This window comes from Leclercia sp. 29361, assembly GCF_011290365.1.
Taxonomy (GTDB): Bacteria; Pseudomonadota; Gammaproteobacteria; order Enterobacterales; family Enterobacteriaceae; genus Enterobacter; species Enterobacter tamurae.
The window spans coordinates 177556-202843 of record NZ_CP049786.1; the positions used below are offsets into that span (position 1 = coordinate 177556).

20 protein-coding genes and 5 tRNA genes are annotated in these 25288 nt (G+C 54.1%); 22 read left to right on the forward strand and 3 right to left on the reverse strand.

The annotated features are described in order from the left end of the window. Positions 1-65: 65 nt before the first annotated feature. The gene (locus G7090_RS00850; protein WP_166181219.1) at positions 66-2393 is read left to right on the forward strand and encodes a molybdopterin guanine dinucleotide-containing S/N-oxide reductase; all 2328 of its coding nucleotides are present in this window, start codon (positions 66-68) and stop codon (positions 2391-2393) included. Here the strand turns inward: G7090_RS00850 and G7090_RS00855 are convergent. Together G7090_RS00855 and tag are read right to left on the reverse strand one after the other, a co-directional pair. Continuing rightward, the gene (locus G7090_RS00855; RefSeq protein WP_106995508.1) at positions 2356-2802 is read right to left on the reverse strand and encodes an N-acetyltransferase; all 447 of its coding nucleotides are present in this window, start codon (positions 2800-2802) and stop codon (positions 2356-2358) included. The genes G7090_RS00850 and G7090_RS00855 overlap by 38 nt on opposite strands. Next, on the reverse strand, positions 2780-3361 hold the full coding sequence (gene tag, locus G7090_RS00860) for a DNA-3-methyladenine glycosylase I (RefSeq protein ID WP_106995509.1): 582 nt from the start codon (positions 3359-3361) through the stop codon (positions 2780-2782). The genes G7090_RS00855 and tag overlap by 23 nt, the downstream gene beginning before the upstream one ends. 180 nt (positions 3362-3541) lie before the next feature. Between tag and G7090_RS00865 the strand changes: the two genes are divergently transcribed. The 9 genes from G7090_RS00865 (at position 3542) to dppF (ending at position 14143) form a co-directional block, all read left to right on the forward strand. Then, on the forward strand, positions 3542-4243 hold the full coding sequence (locus G7090_RS00865; protein WP_106995510.1) for an autotransporter domain-containing protein: 702 nt from the start codon (positions 3542-3544) through the stop codon (positions 4241-4243). Positions 4244-4448: 205 nt separating this feature from the next. Then, positions 4449-5651 (forward strand): MFS transporter, encoded by a 1203-nt coding sequence (locus tag G7090_RS00870; RefSeq protein WP_106995511.1) that lies wholly within the window; start codon positions 4449-4451, stop codon positions 5649-5651. Between the two features lie 265 nt (positions 5652-5916). Beyond that, the gene (eptB, locus tag G7090_RS00875) at positions 5917-7608 is read left to right on the forward strand and encodes a kdo(2)-lipid A phosphoethanolamine 7''-transferase (protein WP_106995512.1); all 1692 of its coding nucleotides are present in this window, start codon (positions 5917-5919) and stop codon (positions 7606-7608) included. Positions 7609-7699: 91 nt separating this feature from the next. Continuing rightward, a tRNA-Pro gene (locus G7090_RS00880) sits at positions 7700-7776 on the forward strand. A 646-nt stretch (positions 7777-8422) separates the two neighbouring features. Continuing rightward, positions 8423-10030, forward strand: a complete 1608-nt coding sequence (gene dppA, locus G7090_RS00885; RefSeq protein WP_106995514.1) for a dipeptide ABC transporter periplasmic-binding protein DppA — start codon at positions 8423-8425, stop codon at positions 10028-10030. Between the two features lie 177 nt (positions 10031-10207). Beyond that, the gene (gene dppB / locus G7090_RS00890) at positions 10208-11227 is read left to right on the forward strand and encodes a dipeptide ABC transporter permease DppB (RefSeq protein WP_166181221.1); all 1020 of its coding nucleotides are present in this window, start codon (positions 10208-10210) and stop codon (positions 11225-11227) included. A gap of 9 nt (positions 11228-11236) precedes the next feature. Continuing rightward, the gene (gene dppC, locus G7090_RS00895) at positions 11237-12139 is read left to right on the forward strand and encodes a dipeptide ABC transporter permease DppC (protein WP_106995516.1); all 903 of its coding nucleotides are present in this window, start codon (positions 11237-11239) and stop codon (positions 12137-12139) included. Positions 12140-12149: 10 nt separating this feature from the next. Then, on the forward strand, positions 12150-13133 hold the full coding sequence (gene dppD / locus G7090_RS00900; protein WP_106995517.1) for a dipeptide ABC transporter ATP-binding protein: 984 nt from the start codon (positions 12150-12152) through the stop codon (positions 13131-13133). Then, positions 13130-14143 carry a dipeptide ABC transporter ATP-binding subunit DppF gene (dppF, locus tag G7090_RS00905; protein ID WP_106995518.1) on the forward strand — a complete coding sequence of 338 codons (1014 nt, stop codon included), beginning with the start codon at positions 13130-13132 and terminating at the stop codon, positions 14141-14143. The genes dppD and dppF overlap by 4 nt, the downstream gene beginning before the upstream one ends. A 52-nt stretch (positions 14144-14195) precedes the next feature. Here dppF and coaA read toward each other — a convergent pair whose 3' ends face one another. Beyond that, on the reverse strand, positions 14196-15146 hold the full coding sequence (gene coaA, locus G7090_RS00910; RefSeq protein WP_106995519.1) for a type I pantothenate kinase: 951 nt from the start codon (positions 15144-15146) through the stop codon (positions 14196-14198). A gap of 336 nt (positions 15147-15482) precedes the next feature. On the opposite strand from coaA, the gene G7090_RS00915 reads away from it, so the two are divergent. The 12 genes from G7090_RS00915 to rpoB all read left to right on the forward strand — a co-directional run bounded on the left by G7090_RS00915 (position 15483) and on the right by rpoB (position 25250). After that, positions 15483-15558, forward strand: a tRNA-Thr gene (locus G7090_RS00915). 8 nt (positions 15559-15566) lie between these two features. Continuing rightward, positions 15567-15651 (forward strand) — tRNA-Tyr (locus G7090_RS00920). 117 nt (positions 15652-15768) lie between these two features. Next, positions 15769-15843, forward strand: a tRNA-Gly gene (locus G7090_RS00925). A 6-nt stretch (positions 15844-15849) separates the two neighbouring features. Beyond that, positions 15850-15925 (forward strand) — tRNA-Thr (locus tag G7090_RS00930). A gap of 118 nt (positions 15926-16043) precedes the next feature. Further along, positions 16044-17228, forward strand: a complete 1185-nt coding sequence (gene tuf, locus G7090_RS00935) for an elongation factor Tu (protein WP_166181223.1) — start codon at positions 16044-16046, stop codon at positions 17226-17228. Positions 17229-17459: 231 nt separating this feature from the next. Beyond that, positions 17460-17843: a preprotein translocase subunit SecE gene (secE, locus tag G7090_RS00940; RefSeq protein WP_003862342.1), complete on the forward strand. Its 384-nt coding sequence runs from the start codon at positions 17460-17462 to the stop codon at positions 17841-17843. Position 17844: 1 nt separating this feature from the next. Beyond that, on the forward strand, positions 17845-18390 hold the full coding sequence (gene nusG / locus G7090_RS00945) for a transcription termination/antitermination protein NusG (RefSeq protein WP_106996043.1): 546 nt from the start codon (positions 17845-17847) through the stop codon (positions 18388-18390). A 156-nt stretch (positions 18391-18546) separates the two neighbouring features. Beyond that, a complete protein-coding gene (gene rplK, locus G7090_RS00950; RefSeq protein ID WP_032615878.1) occupies positions 18547-18975 on the forward strand; it encodes a 50S ribosomal protein L11 in 429 nt (142 codons plus the stop codon). Positions 18976-18978: 3 nt separating this feature from the next. Then, positions 18979-19683, forward strand: a complete 705-nt coding sequence (rplA, locus tag G7090_RS00955) for a 50S ribosomal protein L1 (RefSeq protein ID WP_006176745.1) — start codon at positions 18979-18981, stop codon at positions 19681-19683. Between the two features lie 291 nt (positions 19684-19974). Continuing rightward, positions 19975-20472, forward strand: a complete 498-nt coding sequence (rplJ, locus tag G7090_RS00960) for a 50S ribosomal protein L10 (protein WP_166181225.1) — start codon at positions 19975-19977, stop codon at positions 20470-20472. Between the two features lie 66 nt (positions 20473-20538). Further along, positions 20539-20904 carry a 50S ribosomal protein L7/L12 gene (gene rplL / locus G7090_RS00965; RefSeq protein ID WP_106996044.1) on the forward strand — a complete coding sequence of 122 codons (366 nt, stop codon included), beginning with the start codon at positions 20539-20541 and terminating at the stop codon, positions 20902-20904. A gap of 317 nt (positions 20905-21221) precedes the next feature. Further along, positions 21222-25250, forward strand: coding sequence for a DNA-directed RNA polymerase subunit beta (rpoB, locus tag G7090_RS00970; RefSeq protein WP_106996045.1), 4029 nt, complete (start codon positions 21222-21224; stop codon positions 25248-25250). The last annotated feature ends 38 nt before the right edge of the window (positions 25251-25288 follow it).

The following is a 25288-nucleotide window of genomic DNA, read 5'->3' on the forward strand; positions in this document are numbered from 1 at the left end:
CGAATCATAAACAGCCTCAATGAAGGCTGAGAAAACCTGCAACCGGCAATCCAGGAGCACACGCTGTGACCACTTCTACAAAAACCATTCTGACGGCAGCCCACTGGGGGCCCATGCTGGTCGAAACCGACGGCGACACGGTGATCTCGTCCCGTGGCGCGTTGCCGACGCAGCACCCTAACTCTCTGCAAACCGCAGTGCGCGACCAGGTGCACAGCAAAACCCGCGTGCGCTGGCCGATGGTCCGTAAAGGCTTTCTGGCGTCGCCGGATAACCCACAGGGGGTGCGCGGGCAGGATGAGTTTGTGCGCGTCAGCTGGGATCAGGCGCTGGATCTTATCGACGCGCAGCATAAACGTATTCGTGAGAACTATGGTCCGTCGTCCATTTTTGCCGGGTCGTACGGCTGGCGCTCGAACGGTGTGCTGCATAAGGCCGCGACCCTGCTTCAGCGCTATATGAGCCTGGCGGGCGGCTACACCGGTCATCTGGGGGATTACTCCACCGGTGCGGCGCAGGCCATCATGCCCTATGTGATGGGCGGCAACGAGGTGTACCAGCAGCAGACCAGCTGGCCGCTGGTGCTGGAGCACAGCGACGTGGTGGTGCTATGGAGCGCCAACCCGCTCAATACCCTGAAAATTGCCTGGAACGCCAGCGATGAGCAGGGGATCCCGTATTTCGACGCGCTGCGTAAAAGCGGCAAGCGCCTGATCTGTATTGATCCGATGCGCTCCGAAACCATGGATTTCTTTGGCGAAAGCGCCGAGTGGATCGCCCCGCATATGGGGACCGATGTGGCAATGATGCTCGGCATCGCCCATACGCTGGTGGAGAACGGCTGGCAGGACGAGGAATTCCTCGCCCGCTGTACCAGCGGCTATCAAAAATTTGCCGATTACCTTCTCGGCGCGACCGACGGTATCGCCAAAACTGCCGAGTGGGCTGCCGACATCTGCGGCGTTCCGGCAGATAAAATCCGCGAGCTGGCGGCGTTATTCCACAGTAACACCACCATGTTGATGTCCGGCTGGGGCATGCAGCGCCAGCAGTTTGGCGAGCAGAAACACTGGATGCTGGTCACCCTCGCAGCGATGCTCGGTCAGATTGGCACCCCGGGCGGCGGCTTTGGTCTTTCATACCACTTTGCCAACGGCGGCAACCCAACGCGGCGCGCGGCGGTACTGGCCTCCATGCAGGGGTCGGTCAAGGGCGGTACGGACGCGGTGGATAAATTCCCGGTCGCCCGGATTGTCGAGGCGCTGGAAAATCCGGGCGGCTTCTATCAGCACAACGGGCTGGATCGCCACTTCCCGGATATTCGCTTCGTCTGGTGGGCGGGTGGTGCCAACTTTACCCATCATCAGGACACTAACCGACTGATCCGCGCCTGGCAAAAGCCGGAGCTGGTTGTCATCTCCGAGTGCTTCTGGACCGCGGCGGCGAAGCATGCCGATATCGTGCTGCCGGCGACCACCTCGTTTGAACGTAATGACATGACCATGACCGGGGATTACAGCAACCAGCATATGGTGCCGATGAAGCGGGTCGTGGCGCCGCGGGATGAAGCGCGGGATGACCTGGAGGTATTTGCCGAGCTGAGCGAACGCTGGGAGCAGGGCGGGCGCGAGCGATTTACCGAGGGTAAAACCGATCTCGAGTGGCTGGAGACCTTCTACCAGATCGCCGGGCAGCGCGGCGCAGCACAGGGGGTGACGTTAGCGCCCTTTGCCGAGTTCTGGGAGGCCAATGCGATCGTTGAAATGCCGGAGTCCGAGGAGAACGCGACGTTCGTGCGCTTCGCCGATTTCCGTCGCGATCCCGCGAGCCATCCGCTGAAAACCGAGAGCGGTAAAATTGTGATCCACTCTGAGCGTATCGCCAGCTACAACTATGCCGACTGTCCGCCGCACCCGATGTGGCTGGAGCCGGACGAGTGGCATGGCAATGCCGAGCCGCAGCAGCTGCAGATCCTCTCTGCCCATCCGGCGCACCGTCTGCACAGCCAGTTGAACTACTCTTCCCTGCGTGAGCAATACGCGGTGGCCGGGCGCGAGCCGGTGACGCTGCACCCGGATGACGCGAAGGCGCGCGGCATTGCCGATGGCGACGTGGTCCGCGTCTGGAACCATCGCGGTCAGGTGCTGGCCGGGGCGGTGGTCAGCGACGGCATTAAGCCTGGGGTGATCTGTATTCATCAGGGAGCATGGCCGGATCTGGATGGTGATAATGGCGGAATTTGTAAGAACGGGGCGGTCAACGTGCTGACCAAAGATCTCCCCAGCTCGAAGCTGGGGAACGGCTGTGCGGGGAATACCGCGCTGGCATGGCTGGAAAAATATCAGGGGCCGACGCTTACGCTAACGGCGTTTGATCCGCCTGCCAGCTCATAAGCCAGGTCGGGTGTTGGGTATCTTCCTGCCAGGCGCTGTCTTCAATCCGAAAGCCCTGAGCATGGTAGAAATTCACCGCCCGGCTGTTCTTCTGGTAAACCTCCAGGCTTAATGACGGGTAGCGCTGCTGCACATGGTGGATCAGCGCATGCCCGATCCCCTGTCCGGCATACGCCGGGTCGACAAACAGCGCGCCGACATAGACTGACTGCATCACGCTGATGAAGCCCCGAAGCTGACCATCCTCTTCCCACACCCAGGTCTCTGCCGACGGGAGGTAAACCTCTCGCACGACCGCCTCGCTCTCCTGCCAGTACTGCGCGTCGATAAACGGATGGGCGACGGTGGTGCTTTCAAGCCAGAGAGCCAGCAGAGGTTCGAGCTCCTCATTGAGCCATTTGCGGATCATGTTGACCTCCGGGATGACAATGGCAGACGGTGACGTGATCGTTGACCAGCCCGCAGGCCTGCATAAAGGAGTAACAGATGGTGGTGCCGACGAACTTAAAGCCGCGCTTTTTCAGCGCTTTCGACAGCGCGTCTGAGGCGGGCGTGGAGGTGGGGATCTCTGCCAGCGTCGCCGCCCGGGTCACCTGCGGGGTGTTGTCGACAAAAGACCAGACGAAATCGGTAAAGCGCTCGCCGTGCTCTTCCATCGCCAGATAAGCCCGGGCGTTGCCGATAATGGCTTCGATTTTGCCGCGATGGCGAATAATGCCCGCATCCAGCACTAACCTGTCGACATCCTCAGGGGTCATCCCGGCGACCAGAACCGGGTCGAACTGATGAAAGGCCTGGCGATAGTTCTCCCGCTTTTTAAGCACGGTGATCCAGGATAATCCGGCCTGCTGACCCTCAAGGCAGATCATCTCAAACAAATTCTTTCCGTCAGTTTCCGGCACGCCCCACTCTTTATCGTGATAGGCGATGTAGAGCGGATCCTGGCTAACCCAGCCACAACGTTGCATCGGTTCTCTCCCTTATTGCTCATGAAATCGCAAAAATTTCAATCGACCCGGCTTGACGTGTCACCTAAAGAGACAATAGTTAATACAGGCTGATACGCAACATTCTTCATGTCGCCGCGTAGCCTCACTATAAACAATCACAAATATCGCCGAATTCGGCTCTTCTCTGGAGTCGCTTTGATGATTATAAAAAAAATAAGTGGCCGCCATGCCCCGGGCCTGGTGAGTTTCTTAGCCTGTCTGCTGACAGGCAACACAGCAAATGCCTGGCAACAGGAATATATCGTTTCGGATACAAAAAGTAATACCACTGAGCGTTATACATGGGACGACGATCACCAACCGCGTTATGAGGACATTCTCAAAGAGCGGATCCTCTCTTCGCAGAATACGCCCGGTCTGGCGCTGAATTTGCCCGATTCGTCCCCGACGGATGCGACCAGTTCAATGAGCGTGGGGTGGAGTATTCCCGTTGCCCGCCGTTTCACCACCGGACCGGTTGCCGCCTGGCATTACGATGGCTCCACGCCCAATATGGTTAACGAGTTTGGCGACAGCGTGAATACCCAATCGCTGACCGACCCGCTATGGCATGCCAGCGTCAGCACCCTGGGCTGGCGCGTCGATACCCGACTGGGGGATGTGCGGCCCTGGGCGCAAATCAGCTATAACCAGCAGTTCGGTGATAATCAGTGGAAGATGCAGTCCGGCCTGGGGCGGCTGGCACCCTCGACGCAGTACGGCAACTGGATGGATGTCACCGTCGGGGCGGATATGCTGCTCAACCCGTACATGGCGGCCTATGCCTCAATGTCGCAGGCCGAAAACATGACCACCGGAGAAGATTATCTCTATACCCTCGGCGTCAGCGCGAGGTTCTGAATTCAGTGCATGAGTGACCTGGTCGGCACCGGGAGTTCGCTTATCCGGGGCAGGTTCAGACGATAGTCCAGGTCATTCATTCCTGATTTCTGGCATTTCATTCCGTCCCGTCTGCATTTCATGCCGTTTTACCCCTGCTCATGTAGGGTTTTGGTTATCGTTGTCAGCAGTGAACTTCCCTTTTTTCTGCTGCAGGACAACTGCCATGAATACCTCAACGTATAACCGCACCCGCTGGCTAACCCTTATCGGCACCATCGTGACCCAGTTTGCTCTGGGTTCAGTCTATACCTGGAGTCTGTTTAACAGCGCCCTCTCCGATAAACTCAATGCTCCGGTCAGCCAGGTGGCCTTCTCCTTTGGCCTGCTGAGCCTCGGTCTGGCCCTCTCATCCTCTATCGCCGGTAAATTACAGGAACGCTTCGGCGTGAAACGCGTCACCATGGCCTCCGGGATTTTGCTGGGGGTCGGCTTCTTCCTGACCGCCCACTCCAGCAACCTGATGATGCTGTGGCTGAGCGCCGGGGTGCTGGTGGGGCTGGCAGATGGCGCAGGCTACCTGTTAACGCTGTCCAACTGCGTGAAGTGGTTCCCGGAGCGTAAAGGGTTGATCTCCGCCTTCGCCATTGGTTCTTATGGTCTCGGCAGCCTGGGCTTCAAATTCATCGACAGCCATCTGCTGGCCACCGTCGGCCTGGAAAAGACCTTCATGATCTGGGGCGCTATCGTGCTGGTGATGATCCTGTTCGGGGCGACGCTGATGAAAGATGCCCCGCAGCAGGAAGTGAAATCCGTTAACGGCGTGGTGGAGAACGACTTCACTCTGGCCCAGTCCATGCGTAAACCGCAGTACTGGATGCTGGCGGTGATGTTCCTGACCGCCTGCATGAGTGGTCTGTATGTAATTGGTGTGGCGAAAGATATCGCCCAGGGGATGGTGAAGCTGGATGCCGCAACCGCAGCCAACGCGGTCACCATTATCTCCATCGCTAACCTCTCTGGCCGCCTGGTGCTGGGGATCCTCTCAGATAAAATCGCCCGTATCCGCGTGATCACGATCGGCCAGGTGGTATCGCTGGTGGGGATGGCGGCCCTGTTATTCGCCCCGCTCAATGAAGTGACCTTCTTTGCCGCCATCGCCTGCGTGGCATTTAACTTCGGCGGCACCATTACCGTATTCCCGTCGCTGGTGAGTGAATTCTTCGGTCTGAATAACCTGGCGAAAAACTACGGTGTTATTTATTTAGGCTTTGGTATCGGCAGTATTTGCGGTTCGCTTATTGCTTCGCTGTTCGGCGGCTTTTATGTCACCTTCTGCGTTATATTTGCCCTGCTGATCCTCTCCCTGGCGCTTTCCACCACTATTCGCCAGCCGCAGCGTGAAATATTTAACGAAGCGCATGCCTGATTAAAACTCACCCTAAGGGCCGGATATTCCGGCCTTTTTTGTTTCTGTAATAGGTAAAGAGCAGGTCGCAGGTATGTCATCGGACTTGTTTTTTTGTAAATATTTGCAGGGATCACATTCTCTGCTGCCACTTTTTCTTTTCCCTGTGGTCTACTTACCGCGCTTAAAGACGTTTCCGATAACGGTCCCCTGAGCAATGAATTATCCTGTTCACTTTTTGACCAAAAGTGAAACGGTTCTATTTACCTTTCTCCAGGTTGCATTAATGAAATATATCAAAGCGATGACGCAACAAAAGCTCAGTTTTTTGCTCGCGTTGTACATCGGTCTGTTTATGAATGGCGCGGTTTTTTTCCGTCGGTTTGATGGTTATGCGCAAGACTTTACCGCCTGGAAAGGAATCGCTGCGGTCGTCGAACTGGTTGCCACGGTGCTGGTTACCTTCTTTCTGCTGCGTTTGCTGTCGCTGTTTGGACGGCGGATCTGGCGCGTACTCGCCACGCTGGTGGTGTTGTGCTCGGCCGGTGCCAGCTATTACATGACCTTTATGAACGTGGTGATTGGCTACGGCATTATTGCCTCGGTGATGACCACGGATATCGACCTCTCGAAAGAGGTGGTCGGTTTGCACTTTATTCTCTGGCTGGTTTGCGTCAGCATTCTGCCTCTGCTGCTTATCTGGAACAACCGCTGCCGCTATACCTTATTGCGCCAGCTGCGTACGCCAGGGCAGCGCATCCGCAGCGCCGCGGTAGTGGTGCTGGCAGGATTAATGGTCTGGGGGCCAATTCGCCTGCTCGACCTGCAACAGAAAAACGTTGAGCGTACCTCCGGCGTGGATATGCCGAGCTACGGCGGCGTGGTGGCGAACTCCTATCTGCCGTCCAACTGGATCTCCGCGCTGGGGTTATATGCCTGGGCGCAAGTGGATGAGTCCTCCGATAATAAATCGCTGATGAACCCGGCGAAGAAATTCACCTATCAGGCACCGACGGATATCGACGATACCTACGTGGTGTTCATTATTGGTGAAACCACGCGCTGGGATCATATGGGCATGCTGGGCTATGAGCGGGATACTACGCCGAAGCTGGCGCAGGAGAAAAACCTCGTCGCCTTCCGCGGCTATTCCTGCGATACCGCCACCAAGCTCTCGTTGCGCTGCATGTTTGTGCGTGAGGGTGGGGCGAGCGATAACCCACAGCGGACGCTGAAAGAGCAGAACGTCTTTTCGGTACTGCGTCAGCTTGGCTTTAGCTCCGACCTCTACGCGATGCAGAGCGAGATGTGGTTCTACAGCAACACCATGGCCAACAACATCGCCTACCGCGAGCAGATTGGCGCCGAGCCGCGTAACCGCGGTAAGAGCGTGGACGATATGCTGCTGATCGATGAGATGCAGCGTTCCCTGCAGGGCAACCAGAACGGTAAGCACATGATCATCCTGCATACCAAAGGGTCACACTTTAACTACACCCAGCGTTATCCGCGCAGCTTTGCCAAATGGACGCCGGAATGTAAGGGCGTGGATAAAGACTGTACCAAAGCGCAGCTGATCAACTCTTACGACAACTCGGTGACCTACGTGGATCACTTTATCGACAGCGTGATTGATCAGGTGCGTGATAAGAAGGCGATCGTCTTCTACGCCGCCGACCATGGTGAGTCGATTAACGAGAAAGAGCACCTGCACGGTACACCGCGCAAGATGGCACCACCGGAGCAGTTCCGCGTGCCGATGATGGTGTGGATGTCTGACAAATATCTGGAGAACCCGGATAAAGCCAAAATGTTCGCTCATCTGAAAGAGCAGGCGGATATGAAAGTGGCGCGTCGTCATGTGGAGCTGTATGACACTATTCTCGGTTGCCTCGGTTACACCTCGCCAGACGGCGGGATTAACGAGAATAACAACTGGTGTAAAGTGCCGGACGGTGCTGCAAAAGCCGCAAAGTAACAGGCCTGGCGACTTTATAGCCGATTGAAAGGCTTTTGCAAAATAAGGGATTGACGGAGGTGGGGCGTAGCAGTAAGATGCGCTCCGCAAACGGCGAGTAGCGCAGCTTGGTAGCGCAACTGGTTTGGGACCAGTGGGTCGGAGGTTCGAATCCTCTCTCGCCGACCACATTCGAAACCCCTGCTCTTAGAGCAGGGGTTTTTTGCATTTATCGTCCGCCGAAATTAATTCCCCGCAAGACTTACTTCTCTTAACTCACTAAAATACGCCTTACCTCTGTTTAGCCCTGCCTGCTAACGTTTTTGTGACATATTCCATTGTATTTTTTTATCTTTGGATTGATCTTTTTTCGCGTTGCTTATGGATAACCTCAGCATTTTCCCCTGTGCGTTTTAACGTTCATGGCATTTAGTGCGCAGATAATCGCCATTCCGTAAGAAAATTTACCCCGGTTGAATAAATGTTAATCACTGGTTGTAGCAGATTGCGTAGAGAGTTGTGCTGCATCATGGCGGGTAGCATAAATTTCCCTGCTGAAAATACGCTCCGGTAGTTTTTTTAATCTTTGTTTGCCAATTCTCACACTTAGCGTAAATCCCCGTCACCTGTATTGACGTTTTCACATTCTGTTGACAGATTGTAGGGCACGAGGGGCACTTCAGGGAGGATCTGCGCTGCAACTCAGTCGCTCTTCTGAAAGGAATCTCCATCCCTTATAACGCCTCAGGGCAACACCGACCGGACCGGGTAAAAAATAAATTAAAGGTCAGGCGGAGTAACACAACAAAAAACATCACATTGGAGCAGAATAACAATGAGTATTTCCTTGAAGAAGTCAGGGATGCTGAAGCTTGGTCTGAGCCTGGTGGCTATGACCGTCGCAGCAGGCGTACAGGCAAAAACCCTGGTCTACTGTTCTGAAGGCTCGCCGGAAGGCTTTAACCCACAGCTCTTTACTTCTGGTACGACGTACGACGCCAGCTCTGTACCAATCTATAACCGTCTGGTTGAATTCAAAATCGGTACCACGGAAGTTATTCCGGGTCTGGCTGAGAAGTGGGAAGTCAGCGAAGACGGTAAAACCTATACCTTCCACCTGCGTCAGGGCGTGAAGTGGCAGGACAGCAAAGATTTCAAACCGACGCGTGAACTGAATGCCGACGACGTGGTGTTCTCCTTCGACCGTCAGAAAAATGCCCAGAACCCGTATCACAAAGTTTCTGGTGGCAGCTATGAGTACTTCGAAGGGATGGGTCTGCCAGACCTGATCAGCGAAATCAAAAAAGTGGACGACAACACCGTTCAGTTCGTCCTGAGCCGTCCGGAAGCGCCATTCCTGGCTGACCTGGCCATGGACTTCGCCTCTATTCTGTCAAAAGAATATGCGGACAACATGCTGAAAGCCGGTACGCCGGAGAAAGTGGATCTGAACCCAATCGGTACCGGTCCATTCCAGATGCAGCAGTACCAGAAAGACTCCCGTATTCTGTACAAAGCGTTCGAAGGTTACTGGGGCACCAAGCCGCAGATCGACCGTCTGGTCTTCTCCATCACGCCTGATGCCTCCGTGCGTTACGCCAAACTGCAGAAGAACGAGTGCCAGGTGATGCCGTACCCGAACCCGGCTGATATCGCGCGCATGAAGCAGGACAAGAACATCACTCTGCACGAGCAGGCGGGCCTGAACGTCGGCTATCTCTCCTTCAATACCGAAAAGAAACCGTTTGATGACGTGAAAGTTCGTCAGGCGCTGACTTACGCGGTGAACAAAGATGCGATCATCAAGGCCGTTTATCAGGGCGCTGGCGTTGCCGCGAAGAACCTGATCCCACCAACCATGTGGGGCTACAACGACGACGTTAAGGATTACACCTATGACGTTGAGAAAGCGAAAGCACTGCTGAAAGAAGCGGGCCAGGATAAAGGCTTTACCGTTGAGCTGTGGGCGATGCCGGTACAGCGTCCTTACAACCCGAACGCGCGCCGTATGGCCGAGATGGTTCAGGCTGATTGGGCAAAAATCGGCGTTCAGGCCAAGATCGTGACCTACGAGTGGGGCGAGTACCTGAAGCGTGCTAAAGCAGGTGAGCACCAGGCAGTGATGATGGGCTGGACCGGTGACAATGGGGATCCAGATAACTTCTTCGCGACCCTGTTCAGCTGTGATGCAGCCAAACAAGGTTCTAACTACTCTCGCTGGTGCTACAAGCCGTTTGAAGATCTGATTCAGCCGGCACGTGCCACCGACGACCACAACAAGCGTATCGAACTGTACAAACAGGCTCAGGTTGTGATGCATGACCAGGCGCCAGCGCTGATCGTGGCTCACTCCACCGTGTACGAGCCAGTGCGTAAAGAAGTTAAAGGCTATGTGGTTGATCCACTGGGCAAACACCACTTCGAAAACGTTTCTGTTGAATAATTAAAAGCAATGCCAGGCGGCGCTGCGCTTGCACTGGCCTACGGTATGTAGGCCGGGTAAGCGTAGCGCCACCCGGCAGCAGTGCTTTATTCCCTCTCTGAAAGGGGAGGGAATAAGATTTGTGAGCAATACAGACGTCGCGCCTCCAGGCGTACGTCATTAGAGAGAATCCGGGTTATGTTGCAGTTCATCCTCCGACGTCTGGGACTTGTTATCCCCACGTTTATCGGTATCACCCTTCTCACCTTTGCCTTCGTCCATATGATCCCCGGTGACCCGGTAATGATTATGGCGGGCGAGCGTGGAATTTCTCCTGAACGTCATGCACAACTGTTGGCTGAACTGGGGCTGGATAAGCCTATGTGGCAGCAGTATCTCCACTATATCTGGGGCGTGCTGCATGGTGATTTGGGTATTTCGCTGAAAAGCCGTCTGCCGGTGTGGGAAGAGTTCGTTCCGCGCTTTCAGGCTACGCTTGAGCTTGGCGTCTGCGCCATGATTTTTGCCGTCGCCGTGGGTATTCCGGTGGGCGTGCTGGCTGCGGTGAAACGTGGCTCTATCTTTGACCATACGGCCGTTGGCCTGGCGCTGACCGGCTACTCAATGCCTATCTTCTGGTGGGGCATGATGCTGATTATGCTGGTGTCGGTGCAGTGGAACCTGACCCCCGTCTCGGGACGCGTCAGCGACATGGTCTTCCTCGACGATTCCAACCCGCTGACCGGCTTTATGCTGATCGACACGGCCATCTGGGGCGAAGAGGGCAACTTTATCGATGCGCTGGCGCACATGATCCTCCCGGCCATGGTGCTCGGAACGATCCCACTGGCGGTTATCGTGCGTATGACCCGTTCGTCAATGCTGGAAGTGCTGGGCGAGGATTACATCCGTACCGCCCGTGCCAAAGGTCTGACCCGCATGCGGGTGATCATCGTCCATGCCCTGCGTAACGCCATGCTCCCGGTAGTGACCGTTATCGGGCTGCAGGTGGGGACGTTGCTGGCAGGGGCGATCCTGACCGAAACCATCTTCTCCTGGCCGGGTCTGGGACGCTGGCTAATTGACGCGCTGCAACGCCGTGATTATCCGGTGGTGCAGGGCGGTGTACTGCTGGTGGCGACGATGATTATCCTCGTCAACCTGCTGGTCGATTTGCTGTACGGCGTGGTGAACCCGCGTATTCGTCATAAGAAGTAAGGGGCCATCATGTCACACGTTTCTGAAAATAAAGTGGTCGCTGCACCGGTGCCAATGACGCCGCTGCAGGAGTTCTGGCACTACTTCAAACGCAACAAAGGCGCAGTCGTCGGGCTGGCGTATGTTGTCATCATGATCTTGATCGCGGTGTTCGCGAACTTTCTTGCGCCGTACAACCCGGCGGAGCAGTTCCGTGATGCGCTGCTTGCGCCACCTGCATGGCAGGACGGCGGTACCCTGTCGCATCTGCTGGGTACAGACGATGTAGGCCGCGATGTGCTGTCTCGTCTGATGTACGGCGCGCGTCTGTCGCTGCTGGTGGGCTGTCTGGTGGTGGTACTGTCGCTGATCATGGGCGTGGTGCTCGGTCTGGTGGCGGGCTACTTCGGCGGTCTGGTTGATAACATCATTATGCGTGTTGTCGACATCATGCTGGCGCTGCCAAGCCTGCTGCTGGCTTTGGTGCTGGTGGCGGTCTTTGGGCCATCCATCGGCAACGCCGCCCTTGCCCTGACGTTTGTTGCGCTACCGCACTATGTGCGCTTAACCCGTGCGGCCGTACTGGTCGAGGTTAACCGCGACTATGTGACCGCTTCCCGCGTAGCGGGTGCGGGGGCAATGCGTCAGATGTTCGTCAACATTCTTCCAAACTGCCTTGCGCCGCTGATTGTTCAGGCGTCGCTCGGTTTCTCTAACGCCATTCTCGATATGGCTGCTCTTGGCTTCCTTGGCATGGGTGCGCAACCGCCAACACCGGAGTGGGGCACCATGCTCTCCGACGTGTTGCAGTTCGCGCAGAGCGCCTGGTGGGTCGTGACCTTCCCGGGTCTGGCGATCCTGCTGACGGTGCTGGCATTTAACCTGATGGGTGATGGTCTGCGTGATGCACTTGATCCCAAACTGAAGCAGTAAGAGGCACGAGATGGCGTTATTAAATGTAGATAAATTATCGGTGCACTTCGGTGAAGTGGGCTCCGAGTTTCGCGCCGTAGATCGGGTTAGCTACAGCGTAAATCAGGGTGAAGTGGTTGGCATTGTCGGTGAGTCAGGTTCCGGTAAATCGGTAAGCTCGCTGGCGATCATGGGGCTGATTGATTACCCCGGCCGCGTAATGGCGGAAAGCCTGGAGTTCAACGGCCAGGATCTGAAGCGTATCTCTGAAAAAGAGCGTCGCAACCTGGTTGGCGCCGAAGTGGCGATGATCTTCCAGGACCCGATGACCAGCCTTAACCCGTGCTACACCGTCGGTTTCCAGATCATGGAAGCGATTAAGGTGCATCAGGGTGGGAATAAGCAAACCCGTCGTCAGCGGGCAATTGACCTGTTGAACCAGGTAGGTATTCCCGATCCGGCCTCGCGTCTGGATGTGTATCCGCACCAGCTGTCCGGTGGGATGAGCCAGCGCGTGATGATCGCCATGGCCATTGCCTGTCGTCCGAAGCTGCTGATTGCCGACGAACCGACGACTGCGCTGGATGTGACCATTCAGGCGCAGATCATCGAGCTGCTGCTGGAGCTGCAGCAGAAAGAGAACATGGCGCTGATCCTGATCACCCATGACCTGGCGTTAGTGGCCGAAGCAGCGCACAAAATTATCGTGATGTACGCCGGACAGGTGGTTGAAACCGGCAACTCGCACGATATCTTCCGCGCGCCGCGTCATCCGTATACCCAGGCCCTGCTGCGCGCCCTGCCGGAGTTTGCTCAGGACAAGGCGCGTCTGGCGTCACTGCCGGGCGTGGTACCGGGTAAATATGACCGCCCGACCGGCTGTCTGCTGAACCCGCGCTGCCCGTATGCCACGGACAAATGCCGTATCGATGAGCCGGATCTCTATACCCTCAGCGATGGCCGCCAGTCTAAATGCCACTACCCACTCGATGACGCCGGGAGGCCCACACTATGAGTACGCAAGAGGCCACCCTGCAACAGCCGCTGTTGCAGGCTATCGACCTGAAAAAACACTACCCGGTGAAGAAGGGGCTGTTTGCTCCGGAACGCCTGGTGAAAGCGCTGGATGGCGTCTCCTTTACCCTGGAGCGCGGCAAAACGCTGGCGGTGGTGGGGGAGTCCGGCTGCGGGAAATCCACCCTCGGCCGTCTGCTGACCATGATTGAAACCCCGACCGGGGGCGAGCTGTACTATCAGGGGCAGGATCTGCTCAAGCACGATCCCGACGCGCAGAAGCTGCGTCGCCAGAAAATCCAGATTGTGTTCCAGAACCCGTACGGTTCTCTGAACCCACGTAAGAAAGTGGGACAGATTCTGGAGGAGCCGCTGCAGATCAACTCCACGTTGAGCAAAGAGCAGCGTCGCGAGAAGGCGCTGGCGATGATGGCGAAAGTGGGGCTCAAGACCGAGCACTACGATCGTTATCCGCATATGTTCTCCGGCGGCCAGCGTCAGCGTATCGCTATCGCCCGTGGTCTGATGCTCGACCCGGATGTGGTGATCGCCGATGAACCGGTCTCCGCACTCGACGTTTCCGTCCGTGCACAGGTACTGAACCTGATGATGGATCTGCAGCAGGATTTAGGCCTGTCGTACGTCTTCATCTCCCATGACCTGTCGGTGGTGGAGCACATCGCTGATGAAGTGATGGTGATGTATCTGGGACGCTGTGTGGAGAAGGGGACGAAAGACCAGATCTTTAATAACCCGCGCCACCCTTATACCCAGGCGTTGCTCTCTGCGACACCGCGTCTGAATCCGGATGAACGTCGGGAGCGTATTAAGCTCACCGGTGAGCTGCCGAGCCCGCTCAACCCACCGCCGGGCTGTGCCTTCAACGCCCGCTGCCGTCGTCGCTTTGGGCCGTGCACCCAGCTGCAACCGCAGTTAAAAGACTACGGCGGTCAACTGGTGGCCTGCTTTGCGGTCGATCAGGATGAAAACGGCGAGAAGCCCCAGGCGTAAGCCATAAAAAAACCGGCGATAATCGCCGGTTTTTTATTGGGATGATGAAAGACTATTTTCGTAAACGCACATGGTCGACAGCGTGTTTCTCACTCTTGGTGAGGATCAGGCTGGCGCGTTCGCGGGTCGGCAGGATGTTCTCTTTCAGGTTCACGTAGTTGATCTCATTCCACAGCGAGGTGGCTACATTAATAGCCTCTTCTTTCGAGAGCTGGGCGTAGTTATGGAAGTAAGAGTCCGGATCGGTGAACGCCCCTTCGCGGAACTTCAGGAAGCGGTTGATATACCAGTTCTGCAGCAGATCTTCCGGCGCATCCACATAGATAGAGAAATCAACAAAGTCAGACACAAATACATGATGCGGATCGTGAGGATAATCCATTCCGCTCTGCAGAACGTTTAACCCTTCCAGAATCAGGATGTCCGGCTGCACCACCGTTTTATCCCCATCAGGGATACGGTCGTAAATCAGGTGTGAATAGACCGGGGCCGTCACGTTCGGCACGCCGGATTTCAGATCCGACACGAATTTCACCAGACGGTGCATATCATAAGAGAGGGGGAAGCCCTTCTTCTTCATCAGACCGCGTTCTTTTAACACCTCGTTCGGATGCAGAAAGCCGTCGGTGGTGATCAGCTCCACGCTGCGATGTTCCGGCCAGCGACTCAGGAGCGCCTGCAGAACACGCGCGGTGGTGCTTTTACCCACGGCGACGCTACCGGCAATACTGATGATATAAGGAATGCGCTGCCCGTTAGTACCGAGGAACTGCTCCAGTACGGCCTGCCGGCGAAGGTTGGAACTGATATAGAAATTCAGCAAACGCGATAGAGGCAAATATATTTCGGCCACTTCTTCAAGCGACAGGTCTTCGTTTATCCCTTTTAACCGTGCGATTTCGCCTTCCGTTAAGGTCATAGGAACGGAGTCACGCAGAGCAGCCCACTGGCTGCGGCTAAACTGGAGATAAGGCGTCATTAACGTTTGCTCTTTTTTGCTCATAAGCATGCTTGAGTGAGGCGTCTATCCCACATCAGAGGCTAGCCATGCGGGGGAAGGCACATCACATAATAGTTAATTTTGGACAATGCGCAGGAGGTTAACACCAGATGAGCCGAATAATAAGAAAAAATATGGCCCAGTGTTGCGTTAAGCGGGAATCGTCACAGACCGGGTTTGCCCCCTTTTCAGGGCGGTAAATGCTGAATATTTGCCCGCATTTGCCTGGAATTACAGCGTTATTCGCTCTCCTCGCACAAAATGTGAGCGAAAGAACGATTTATGCAAATTTTTAGTTGCATGAACCCGCGGGTCTCCCTAAAATGCGCGCTACTTGATGCCGACTTAGCTCAGTAGGTAGAGCAACTGACTTGTAATCAGTAGGTCACCAGTTCGATTCCGGTAGTCGGCACCATCAAGTCCGGTGGGGTTCCCGAGCGGCCAAAGGGAGCAGACTGTAAATCTGCCGTCACAGACTTCGAAGGTTCGAATCCTTCCCCCACCACCACTTTCTGGCAGCGTTAACGCCGCCGGAGCTGGTTGAAAAAATTAGCCAGCTCGAACTTAAAAAGAGAGAAATCTCTTTTTTTGTTACAGAAAGAACTGGGTAGCCGAGTTTCAGGATGCGGGCATCGTATAATGGCTATTACCTCAGCCTTCCAAGCTGATGATGCGGGTTCGATTCCCGCTGCCCGCTCCAATACGTGCTGATATGGCTCAGTTGGTAGAGCGCACCCTTGGTAAGGGTGAGGTCCCCAGTTCGACTCTGGGTATCAGCACCACTTCACTTCTCCCTCCCGTTTCTCTCTGTTTCAATTTAAATGAATTCAACAGTTCAGGCATTTCGCCTGGTTGATGTGGTGATATCACCGATTTATCCGTGTCTTAGAGGGACAATCGATGTCTAAAGAAAAGTTTGAACGTACAAAACCGCACGTTAACGTCGGTACTATCGGCCACGTTGACCATGGTAAAACAACGCTGACCGCTGCAATCACTACCGTTCTGGCAAAAACCTACGGTGGTTCTGCTCGCGCATTCGATCAGATCGATAACGCACCAGAAGAAAAAGCTCGTGGTATCACCATCAACACTTCCCACGTTGAATATGACACCCCGACTCGCCACTACGCACACGTAGACTGCCCGGGCCACGCCGACTATGTTAAAAACATGATCACCGGTGCTGCGCAGATGGACGGTGCGATCCTGGTTGTTGCTGCGACTGACGGCCCTATGCCTCAGACCCGTGAGCACATCCTGCTGGGTCGTCAGGTAGGCGTTCCTTTCATCATCGTGTTCCTGAACAAATGCGACATGGTTGATGACGAAGAGCTGCTGGAACTGGTTGAGATGGAAGTTCGTGAACTTCTGTCCCAGTACGACTTCCCGGGCGACGACACCCCAATCGTTCGTGGTTCTGCACTGAAAGCGCTGGAAGGCGAAGCACAGTGGGAAGAGAAAATCATCGAACTGGCTGGCTACCTGGATTCTTACATCCCAGAGCCAGAGCGTGCGATTGACAAGCCGTTCCTGCTGCCTATCGAAGACGTATTCTCTATCTCCGGCCGTGGTACTGTTGTTACCGGTCGTGTAGAGCGCGGCATCATCAAAGTGGGTGAAGAAGTTGAAATCGTTGGTATCAAAGATACTGCGAAATCAACCTGTACCGGCGTTGAAATGTTCCGCAAACTGCTGGACGAAGGTCGTGCAGGCGAGAACTGCGGCGTTCTGCTGCGTGGTATCAAGCGTGAAGAGATCCAGCGTGGCCAGGTTCTGGCTAAGCCAGGCTCTATCAAGCCACACACCAAGTTCGAATCTGAAGTGTACATCCTGTCCAAAGACGAAGGCGGCCGTCATACTCCGTTCTTCAAAGGCTACCGTCCACAGTTCTACTTCCGTACTACTGACGTGACCGGTACCATCGAACTGCCAGAAGGCGTTGAGATGGTAATGCCAGGCGACAACATCAAGATGGTTGTTACCCTGATCCACCCAATCGCGATGGATGACGGTCTGCGTTTCGCAATCCGTGAAGGTGGCCGTACCGTTGGTGCGGGCGTTGTTGCTAAAGTTCTCGGCTAATTGCTGATAACATTTGACGCAATGCGCATGAAAAGGGCATCATTTGATGCCCTTTTTGCACGCTTTCGAACCAGAACCTGGCTCATCAGTGATTTTATTTGTCATAATCATTGCTGAGACAGGCTCTGAAGAGGGCGTTTTTAGTCCGAAACGCAACAGAGCATTTCGGTTTGGTTCGCCTCGCTATCGCGGGGTGAAAATGTTTGTAGAATACTTCTGACAGGTTGGTTTATGAGTGCGAATACCGAAGCTCAAGGGAGCGGGCGCGGCCTGGAAGCGATGAAATGGGTAGTAGTAGCCGTATTGTTGATCGTAGCAATCGTGGGCAACTACCTGTATCGCGACATGATGCTGCCGCTACGCGCGCTGGCAGTGGTAATTCTGATTGCTGCAGCGGGTGGTGTCGCGCTGTTGACGACCAAAGGTAAAGCGACCGTTGCTTTTGCCCGCGAAGCGAGAACCGAAGTCCGTAAGGTCATTTGGCCGACTCGCCAGGAAACATTGCACACCACGCTGATTGTAGCTGCGGTTACCGCTGTAATGTCACTGATCCTGTGGGGACTGGATGGTATTCTGGTTCGCCTGGTATCCTTTATCACTGGCCTGAGGTTCTGAGATGTCTGAAGCCCCTAAAAAGCGCTGGTACGTCGTTCAGGCGTTTTCCGGTTTTGAAGGCCGCGTAGCTACGTCGCTGCGTGAGCATATCAAATTACACAATATGGAAGAGTTGTTTGGCGATGTTATGGTTCCGACCGAAGAAGTGGTCGAGATCCGTGGCGGCCAGCGTCGCAAAAGCGAACGCAAATTCTTCCCGGGTTACGTGCTTGTTCAGATGGTGATGAACGATGCAAGCTGGCACTTAGTGCGCAGCGTACCGCGCGTAATGGGCTTTATCGGCGGCACGTCTGACCGTCCGGCGCCAATCAGCGATAAAGAAGTTGATGCGATTATGAACCGCCTGCAGCAGGTTGGGGATAAGCCGCGTCCGAAAACGCTGTTTGAACCGGGTGAAATGGTTCGTGTTAATGACGGTCCGTTTGCTGACTTTAACGGCGTGGTTGAAGAAGTGGACTACGAGAAGTCCCGCCTGAAAGTTTCCGTTTCTATCTTCGGTCGTGCGACCCCGGTAGAGCTGGACTTTGCCCAGGTAGAAAAAGCCTAAGCAGCGATCAAAAAAGCGACGATTTAATCGTTGCACAGGGCGCGAGATTGGAATACAATTTCGCGCCTTTTGTTTTTATGGGCCCCGGCCTGTAAAACGATTTTTATTCACGGGGAGCCTCCTTGAGGCGCTATTACCCAATCAGAGGATTTTAGAATGGCTAAGAAAGTACAAGCCTACGTCAAGCTGCAGGTTGCAGCTGGTATGGCGAACCCAAGTCCACCAGTTGGTCCAGCTCTGGGTCAGCAAGGTGTGAACATCATGGAATTCTGTAAAGCGTTCAACGCCAAAACCGAATCCCTGGAAAAAGGTCTGCCAATCCCAGTCGTAATCACTGTTTACGCTGACCGTTCTTTCACTTTCGTTACCAAGACCCCGCCGGCAGCAGTACTGCTGAAAAAAGCGGCTGGTATCAAGTCTGGTTCCGGTAAGCCGAACAAAGATAAAGTTGGTAAAATTTCCCGCGCTCAGCTGCAGGAAATCGCGCAGACCAAAGCTGCCGACATGACTGGTTCCGACGTTGAAGCGATGACTCGCTCCATCGAAGGTACTGCACGTTCCATGGGCCTGGTAGTGGAGGACTAAGAAATGGCTAAACTGACCAAGCGCATGTCCGTGATCCGTGACAAAGTTGATGCGACCAAACAGTACGACATCAACGAAGCTATCGCTCTGCTGAAAGAACTGGCTACCGCTAAGTTCGTTGAAAGCGTTGACGTTGCTGTTAACCTGGGCATCGATGCTCGTAAATCCGATCAGAACGTTCGTGGCGCAACTGTACTGCCACACGGTACTGGCCGTTCCGTACGCGTAGCTGTATTTGCTCAGGGTGCAAACGCTGAAGCTGCTAAAGCTGCCGGCGCTGAACTGGTAGGTATGGAAGATCTGGCTGATCAGATCAAGAAAGGCGAAATGAACTTTGACGTTGTTATTGCTTCCCCGGATGCAATGCGCGTTGTTGGCCAACTCGGCCAGGTTCTGGGTCCACGCGGCCTGATGCCAAACCCGAAAGTTGGTACTGTAACTCCTAACGTTGCTGAAGCAGTTAAGAACGCTAAAGCAGGTCAGGTTCGTTATCGTAACGACAAAAACGGCATCATCCACACCACCATCGGTAAAGTGGACTTTGACGCTGACAAACTGAAAGAAAACCTGGAATCTCTGCTGGTTGCGCTGAAAAAAGCAAAACCAACTCAGGCGAAAGGCGTGTACATCAAGAAAGTTAGCATCTCCACCACCATGGGTGCAGGTGTTGCAGTTGACCAGGCTGGCCTGAGCGCTGCTGCAAACTAATGCCTTTACGTGGGCGGTGGATTTGTCTACAATCTTACCCCCACGTTTGCTAACAATAGTTAGCGGCTAAAAGATTTGTTCGTTGGAGCCTGGCCTAATCCAGGCCTCCGTCGAAGACCGCAGGTGTTTCGCAAGAGACTTAATCCCCTGCGTAGACGGTGACAGAACGCTAAGATTATTTTTGGATACTCTGGCTTGTTTCTGCTCACCGTATTAAGACGCTCTTTCCGTTGGACTGAGTGAAGTGAGTTCCGGAACATGAGTTCCGGCAAACATCCAGGAGCAAAGCTAATGGCTTTAAATCTTCAAGACAAACAAGCGATTGTTGCTGAAGTCAGCGAAGTAGCCAAAGGCGCGCTGTCTGCAGTAGTTGCGGATTCCCGTGGCGTTACTGTAGATAAAATGACTGAACTGCGTAAAGCAGGTCGTGAAGCTGGCGTTTACATGCGTGTTGTTCGTAACACCCTGCTGCGCCGCGTAGTTGAAGGTACTCAGTTCGAGTGCCTGAAAGACACGTTTGTTGGTCCAACCTTGATTGCATATTCTCTGGAACACCCGGGCGCTGCTGCTCGTCTGTTCAAAGATTTCGCGAAAGCGAATGCAAAATTTGAGGTTAAAGCTGCAGCCTTTGAAGGTGAGTTGATCCCGGCATCGCAAATCGATCGCCTGGCAACCCTGCCGACCTACGAAGAAGCAATTGCACGCCTGATGGCAACCATGAAAGAAGCTTCGGCTGGCAAACTGGTTCGCACTCTGGCTGCTGTTCGCGATGCGAAAGAAGCTGCTTAATAGCAGTCATCTTTATCAAGTATTCGCTTACGTATAAACTTATTCTGATTTTCAGGAACAATTTAAATGTCTATCACTAAAGATCAAATCATTGAAGCAGTTGCAGCTATGTCCGTAATGGACGTTGTAGAACTGATCTCTGCAATGGAAGAAAAATTCGGTGTTTCCGCTGCTGCTGCTGTAGCTGTAGCTGCTGGCCCGGCTGAAGTAGCTGAAGAAAAAACTGAATTCGACGTAATTCTGAAAGCTGCTGGCGCTAACAAAGTTGCCGTAATCAAAGCAGTACGTTCTGCAACTGGCCTGGGTCTGAAAGAAGCTAAAGACCTGGTAGAATCTGCTCCAGCTGCGCTGAAAGAAGGCGTGAGCAAAGATGACGCAGAAGCACTGAAAAAATCTCTGGAAGAAGCTGGCGCTGAAGTTGAAGTTAAATAAGCCAACCCTTCCGGTTGCAGCCTGAGAAATTAGGCTGATGGCTGGTGACTTTTAGTCACCAGCCTTTTTGCGCTGTAAGGCGCCAGTAGCGTTTCACACTGTTTGACTGCTGGCTGTCCTGACAATGCTTGTTTCTATCGACGACTTAATATACTGCGACAGGGTGCTCGCTCTGGGTAAATCGCAATGAAATGGTTTAAGCGTGATAGCAACAGGCATTGCGGAAAGTGTTCGATTTTCCGATCAACAAAATGGTGTTGCACAAACTGTCCGTCAATGGACAGATGCGTCGACTTGTCAGCGAGCTGAGGAACCCTATGGTTTACTCCTATACCGAGAAAAAACGTATTCGTAAGGATTTTGGTAAACGTCCACAAGTTCTGGACATTCCATATCTCCTTTCTATCCAGCTTGACTCGTTCCAGAAGTTTATCGAGCAAGATCCTGAAGGGCAGTACGGTCTGGAAGCCGCCTTCCGTTCCGTGTTCCCAATTAAGAGCTACAGCGGTAATTCCGAGCTGCAATACGTCAGCTACCGCCTTGGCGAACCGGTATTTGACGTTCAGGAATGTCAAATCCGTGGCGTGACCTACTCGGCACCGCTGCGCGTTAAGCTGCGTCTGGTGATCTACGAGCGCGAAGCGCCGGAAGGCACCGTTAAAGACATTAAAGAACAAGAAGTCTACATGGGCGAAATTCCGCTCATGACCGACAACGGTACTTTCGTAATCAACGGTACTGAGCGTGTTATCGTTTCCCAGCTGCACCGTAGCCCGGGCGTCTTCTTCGACAGCGATAAAGGTAAAACGCACTCATCCGGTAAAGTACTGTATAACGCACGTATCATTCCTTACCGTGGTTCCTGGCTGGACTTCGAGTTCGATCCGAAAGACAACCTGTTTGTCCGTATCGACCGTCGTCGTAAACTGCCTGCGACCATCATTCTGCGTGCTCTGCAATACACCACTGAGCAGATTCTTGATCTGTTCTTTGAGAAAGTTGTCTTTGAAATTCGCGACAACAAGCTGCAAATGGAGCTGGTGCCTGAGCGTCTGCGTGGTGATACCGCGTCGTTCGACATCGAAGCCGACGGCAAAGTGTATGTGGAAAAAGGCCGCCGTATTACCGCGCGCCACATCCGTCAGCTGGAAAAAGATGATATCAAACACATCGAAGTCCCGGTTGAATACATTGCTGGAAAAGTAGCTGCAAAAGATTACGTTGATGCATCCACTGGCGAGCTGATCTGCCCGGCTAACATGGAGCTGAGCCTGGATCTGCTGGCTAAGCTGAGCCAGTCTGGCCACAAGCGTATCGAAACGCTGTTCACTAACGATCTGGACCACGGTCCATACATGTCGGAAACGATTCGCGTCGACCCGACCACCGATCGTCTGAGCGCGCTGGTAGAAATCTACCGCATGATGCGTCCTGGTGAGCCACCAACTCGCGAAGCGGCTGAAAGCCTGTTTGAGAACCTGTTCTTCTCCGAAGACCGCTACGATCTCTCCGCGGTTGGTCGTATGAAGTTCAACCGTTCTCTGCTGCGTGATGCGATCGAAGGTTCAGGAATCCTGAGCAAAGAAGACATCATCGAAGTGATGAAGAAGCTCATCGATATCCGTAACGGCAAAGGCGAAGTGGACGATATCGACCACCTCGGCAACCGTCGTATCCGTTCCGTAGGCGAAATGGCGGAAAACCAGTTCCGCGTTGGCCTCGTGCGTGTAGAGCGTGCGGTGAAAGAGCGTCTGTCTCTGGGCGATCTGGATACCCTGATGCCTCAGGATATGATCAACGCCAAGCCGATCTCCGCAGCAGTGAAAGAGTTCTTTGGTTCCAGCCAGCTGTCTCAGTTTATGGACCAGAACAACCCGCTGTCTGAGATCACGCACAAGCGTCGTATCTCTGCCCTCGGCCCAGGCGGTCTGACCCGTGAACGTGCAGGCTTTGAAGTTCGAGACGTACACCCGACTCACTACGGTCGCGTATGTCCTATCGAAACGCCTGAAGGTCCAAACATCGGTCTGATCAACTCCCTGTCCGTGTACGCACAGACTAACGAATACGGTTTCCTTGAGACCCCGTATCGTAAAGTGACTGACGGTGTTGTAACCGACGAAATTCACTACCTGTCTGCTATCGAAGAAGGTAACTACGTCATCGCTCAGGCGAACTCCAACCTGGATGACGAAGGCCACTTTGAAGAAGACCTGGTAACCTGCCGTAGCAAAGGTGAATCGAGCTTGTTCAGTCGTGACCAGGTTGACTACATGGACGTTTCCACCCAACAGGTGGTTTCCGTCGGTGCGTCCCTGATCCCGTTCCTGGAACACGATGACGCCAACCGTGCATTGATGGGTGCGAACATGCAACGTCAGGCGGTTCCAACTCTGCGCGCTGATAAGCCGCTGGTTGGTACCGGTATGGAACGTGCTGTTGCCGTTGACTCCGGTGTTACTGCAGTTGCTAAACGTGGCGGTACTGTTCAGTACGTCGATGCTTCCCGTATCGTTATCAAAGTTAACGAAGACGAGATGCATGCAGGCGAAGCGGGTATCGACATCTATAACCTGACCAAGTACACCCGTTCTAACCAGAACACCTGTATCAACCAGATGCCATGTGTTTCTCTGGGTGAGCCAATTGAGCGCGGCGACGTGCTGGCTGACGGTCCGTCCACCGACCTCGGTGAACTGGCGCTCGGTCAGAACATGCGCGTAGCGTTCATGCCGTGGAATGGTTACAACTTCGAAGACTCCATCCTCGTCTCCGAGCGTGTGGTTCAGGAAGATCGTTTCACTACTATTCACATCCAGGAACTGGCATGTGTGTCCCGTGACACCAAGCTGGGGCCAGAAGAGATCACCGCTGACATCCCGAACGTGGGTGAAGCTGCGCTCTCCAAACTGGATGAATCCGGTATCGTCTACATCGGTGCAGAAGTGACCGGCGGCGACATTCTGGTTGGTAAGGTTACGCCGAAAGGTGAAACCCAGCTGACGCCAGAAGAGAAACTGCTGCGCGCGATCTTCGGTGAGAAAGCGTCTGACGTTAAAGACTCTTCTCTGCGTGTGCCGAACGGTGTTTCCGGTACGGTTATTGACGTTCAGGTCTTTACTCGCGATGGCGTAGAAAAAGACAAACGTGCGCTGGAAATCGAAGAGATGCAACTGAAGCAGGCTAAGAAAGACCTGTCTGAAGAGCTGCAGATCCTCGAAGCTGGCCTGTTTAGTCGTATCTACGCGGTGCTGGTTGCCGGTGGTGTTGAAGCTGAGAAGCTCGACAAACTGCCACGCGACCGCTGGCTGGAACTGGGCCTGGCCGACGAAGAGAAACAAAATCAGCTGGAACAGCTGGCTGAGCAGTACGACGAACTGAAACACGAGTTCGAGAAAAAACTCGAAGCGAAACGCCGTAAAATTACTCAGGGCGACGATCTGGCACCAGGCGTGCTGAAGATTGTTAAGGTTTATCTGGCCGTTAAACGTCAGATCCAGCCTGGTGATAAGATGGCAGGTCGTCACGGTAACAAGGGTGTTATCTCTAAGATCAACCCGATCGAAGATATGCCGCACGATGCTAACGGTACGCCGGTAGATATCGTACTGAACCCGCTGGGCGTACCGTCTCGTATGAACATTGGTCAGATCCTCGAAACTCACCTGGGTATGGCTGCGAAAGGTATCGGCGATAAGATCAACGCCATGCTGAAGCAGCAGGAAGAAGTCGCGAAACTGCGCGAATTCATCCAGCGTGCGTACGATCTGGGTACTGATGTTCGTCAGAAAGTCGACCTGAACACCTTCAGCGATGAAGAAGTGCTGCGTCTGGCTGAGAACCTGAAAAAAGGTATGCCAATCGCAACGCCAGTCTTCGATGGTGCGAAAGAGTCTGAAATCAAGGAACTGTTACAGCTGGGTGGCCTGCCAAGTTCTGGTCAGATCACACTGTTCGACGGTCGTACCGGTGAGCAGTTCGAGCGCCAGGTAACCGTGGGTTACATGTACATGCTGAAACTGAACCACCTGGTTGATGACAAGATGCACGCGCGTTCTACCGGTTCTTACAGCCTGGTTACTCAGCAGCCGCTGGGTGGTAAGGCGCAGTTCGGTGGTCAGCGCTTCGGGGAGATGGAAGTGTGGGCGCTGGAAGCATATGGCGCAGCATACACCCTGCAGGAAATGCTCACCGTTAAGTCTGATGACGTGAACGGTCGTACCAAGATGTATAAAAACATCGTGGACGGCAACCATCAGATGGAACCGGGCATGCCAGAGTCCTTCAACGTACTGTTGAAAGAGATTCGTTCGCTGGGTATCAACATCGAACTGGAAGACGAGTAACTCTCGCTCAAACAGGTCACTGGTGCCGGAGTAGTTTC

Excerpts from the sequence above, each read along its gene's own strand:
- dppD (WP_106995517.1), top strand. The coding sequence starts at position 12,150 with ATGGCGTTATTAAATGTAGATAAATTATCGGTGCACTTCGGTGAAGTG.
- nusG (WP_106996043.1), top strand. The coding sequence starts at position 17,845 with ATGTCTGAAGCCCCTAAAAAGCGCTGGTACGTCGTTCAGGCGTTTTCC.
- eptB (WP_106995512.1), top strand. The coding sequence starts at position 5,917 with ATGAAATATATCAAAGCGATGACGCAACAAAAGCTCAGTTTTTTGCTC.
- coaA (WP_106995519.1), bottom strand. The coding sequence starts at position 15,146 with ATGAGCAAAAAAGAGCAAACGTTAATGACGCCTTATCTCCAGTTTAGC.
- dppA (WP_106995514.1), top strand. The coding sequence starts at position 8,423 with ATGAGTATTTCCTTGAAGAAGTCAGGGATGCTGAAGCTTGGTCTGAGC.
- G7090_RS00865 (WP_106995510.1), top strand. The coding sequence starts at position 3,542 with ATGATTATAAAAAAAATAAGTGGCCGCCATGCCCCGGGCCTGGTGAGT.
- dppF (WP_106995518.1), top strand. The coding sequence starts at position 13,130 with ATGAGTACGCAAGAGGCCACCCTGCAACAGCCGCTGTTGCAGGCTATC.
- rplK (WP_032615878.1), top strand. The coding sequence starts at position 18,547 with ATGGCTAAGAAAGTACAAGCCTACGTCAAGCTGCAGGTTGCAGCTGGT.
- tuf (WP_166181223.1), top strand. The coding sequence starts at position 16,044 with ATGTCTAAAGAAAAGTTTGAACGTACAAAACCGCACGTTAACGTCGGT.
- dppC (WP_106995516.1), top strand. The coding sequence starts at position 11,237 with ATGTCACACGTTTCTGAAAATAAAGTGGTCGCTGCACCGGTGCCAATG.
- tag (WP_106995509.1), bottom strand. The coding sequence starts at position 3,361 with ATGCAACGTTGTGGCTGGGTTAGCCAGGATCCGCTCTACATCGCCTAT.
- rplJ (WP_166181225.1), top strand. The coding sequence starts at position 19,975 with ATGGCTTTAAATCTTCAAGACAAACAAGCGATTGTTGCTGAAGTCAGC.
- rpoB (WP_106996045.1), top strand. The coding sequence starts at position 21,222 with ATGGTTTACTCCTATACCGAGAAAAAACGTATTCGTAAGGATTTTGGT.
- rplA (WP_006176745.1), top strand. The coding sequence starts at position 18,979 with ATGGCTAAACTGACCAAGCGCATGTCCGTGATCCGTGACAAAGTTGAT.
- secE (WP_003862342.1), top strand. The coding sequence starts at position 17,460 with ATGAGTGCGAATACCGAAGCTCAAGGGAGCGGGCGCGGCCTGGAAGCG.
- dppB (WP_166181221.1), top strand. The coding sequence starts at position 10,208 with ATGTTGCAGTTCATCCTCCGACGTCTGGGACTTGTTATCCCCACGTTT.
- G7090_RS00855 (WP_106995508.1), bottom strand. The coding sequence starts at position 2,802 with ATGATCCGCAAATGGCTCAATGAGGAGCTCGAACCTCTGCTGGCTCTC.
- rplL (WP_106996044.1), top strand. The coding sequence starts at position 20,539 with ATGTCTATCACTAAAGATCAAATCATTGAAGCAGTTGCAGCTATGTCC.
- G7090_RS00870 (WP_106995511.1), top strand. The coding sequence starts at position 4,449 with ATGAATACCTCAACGTATAACCGCACCCGCTGGCTAACCCTTATCGGC.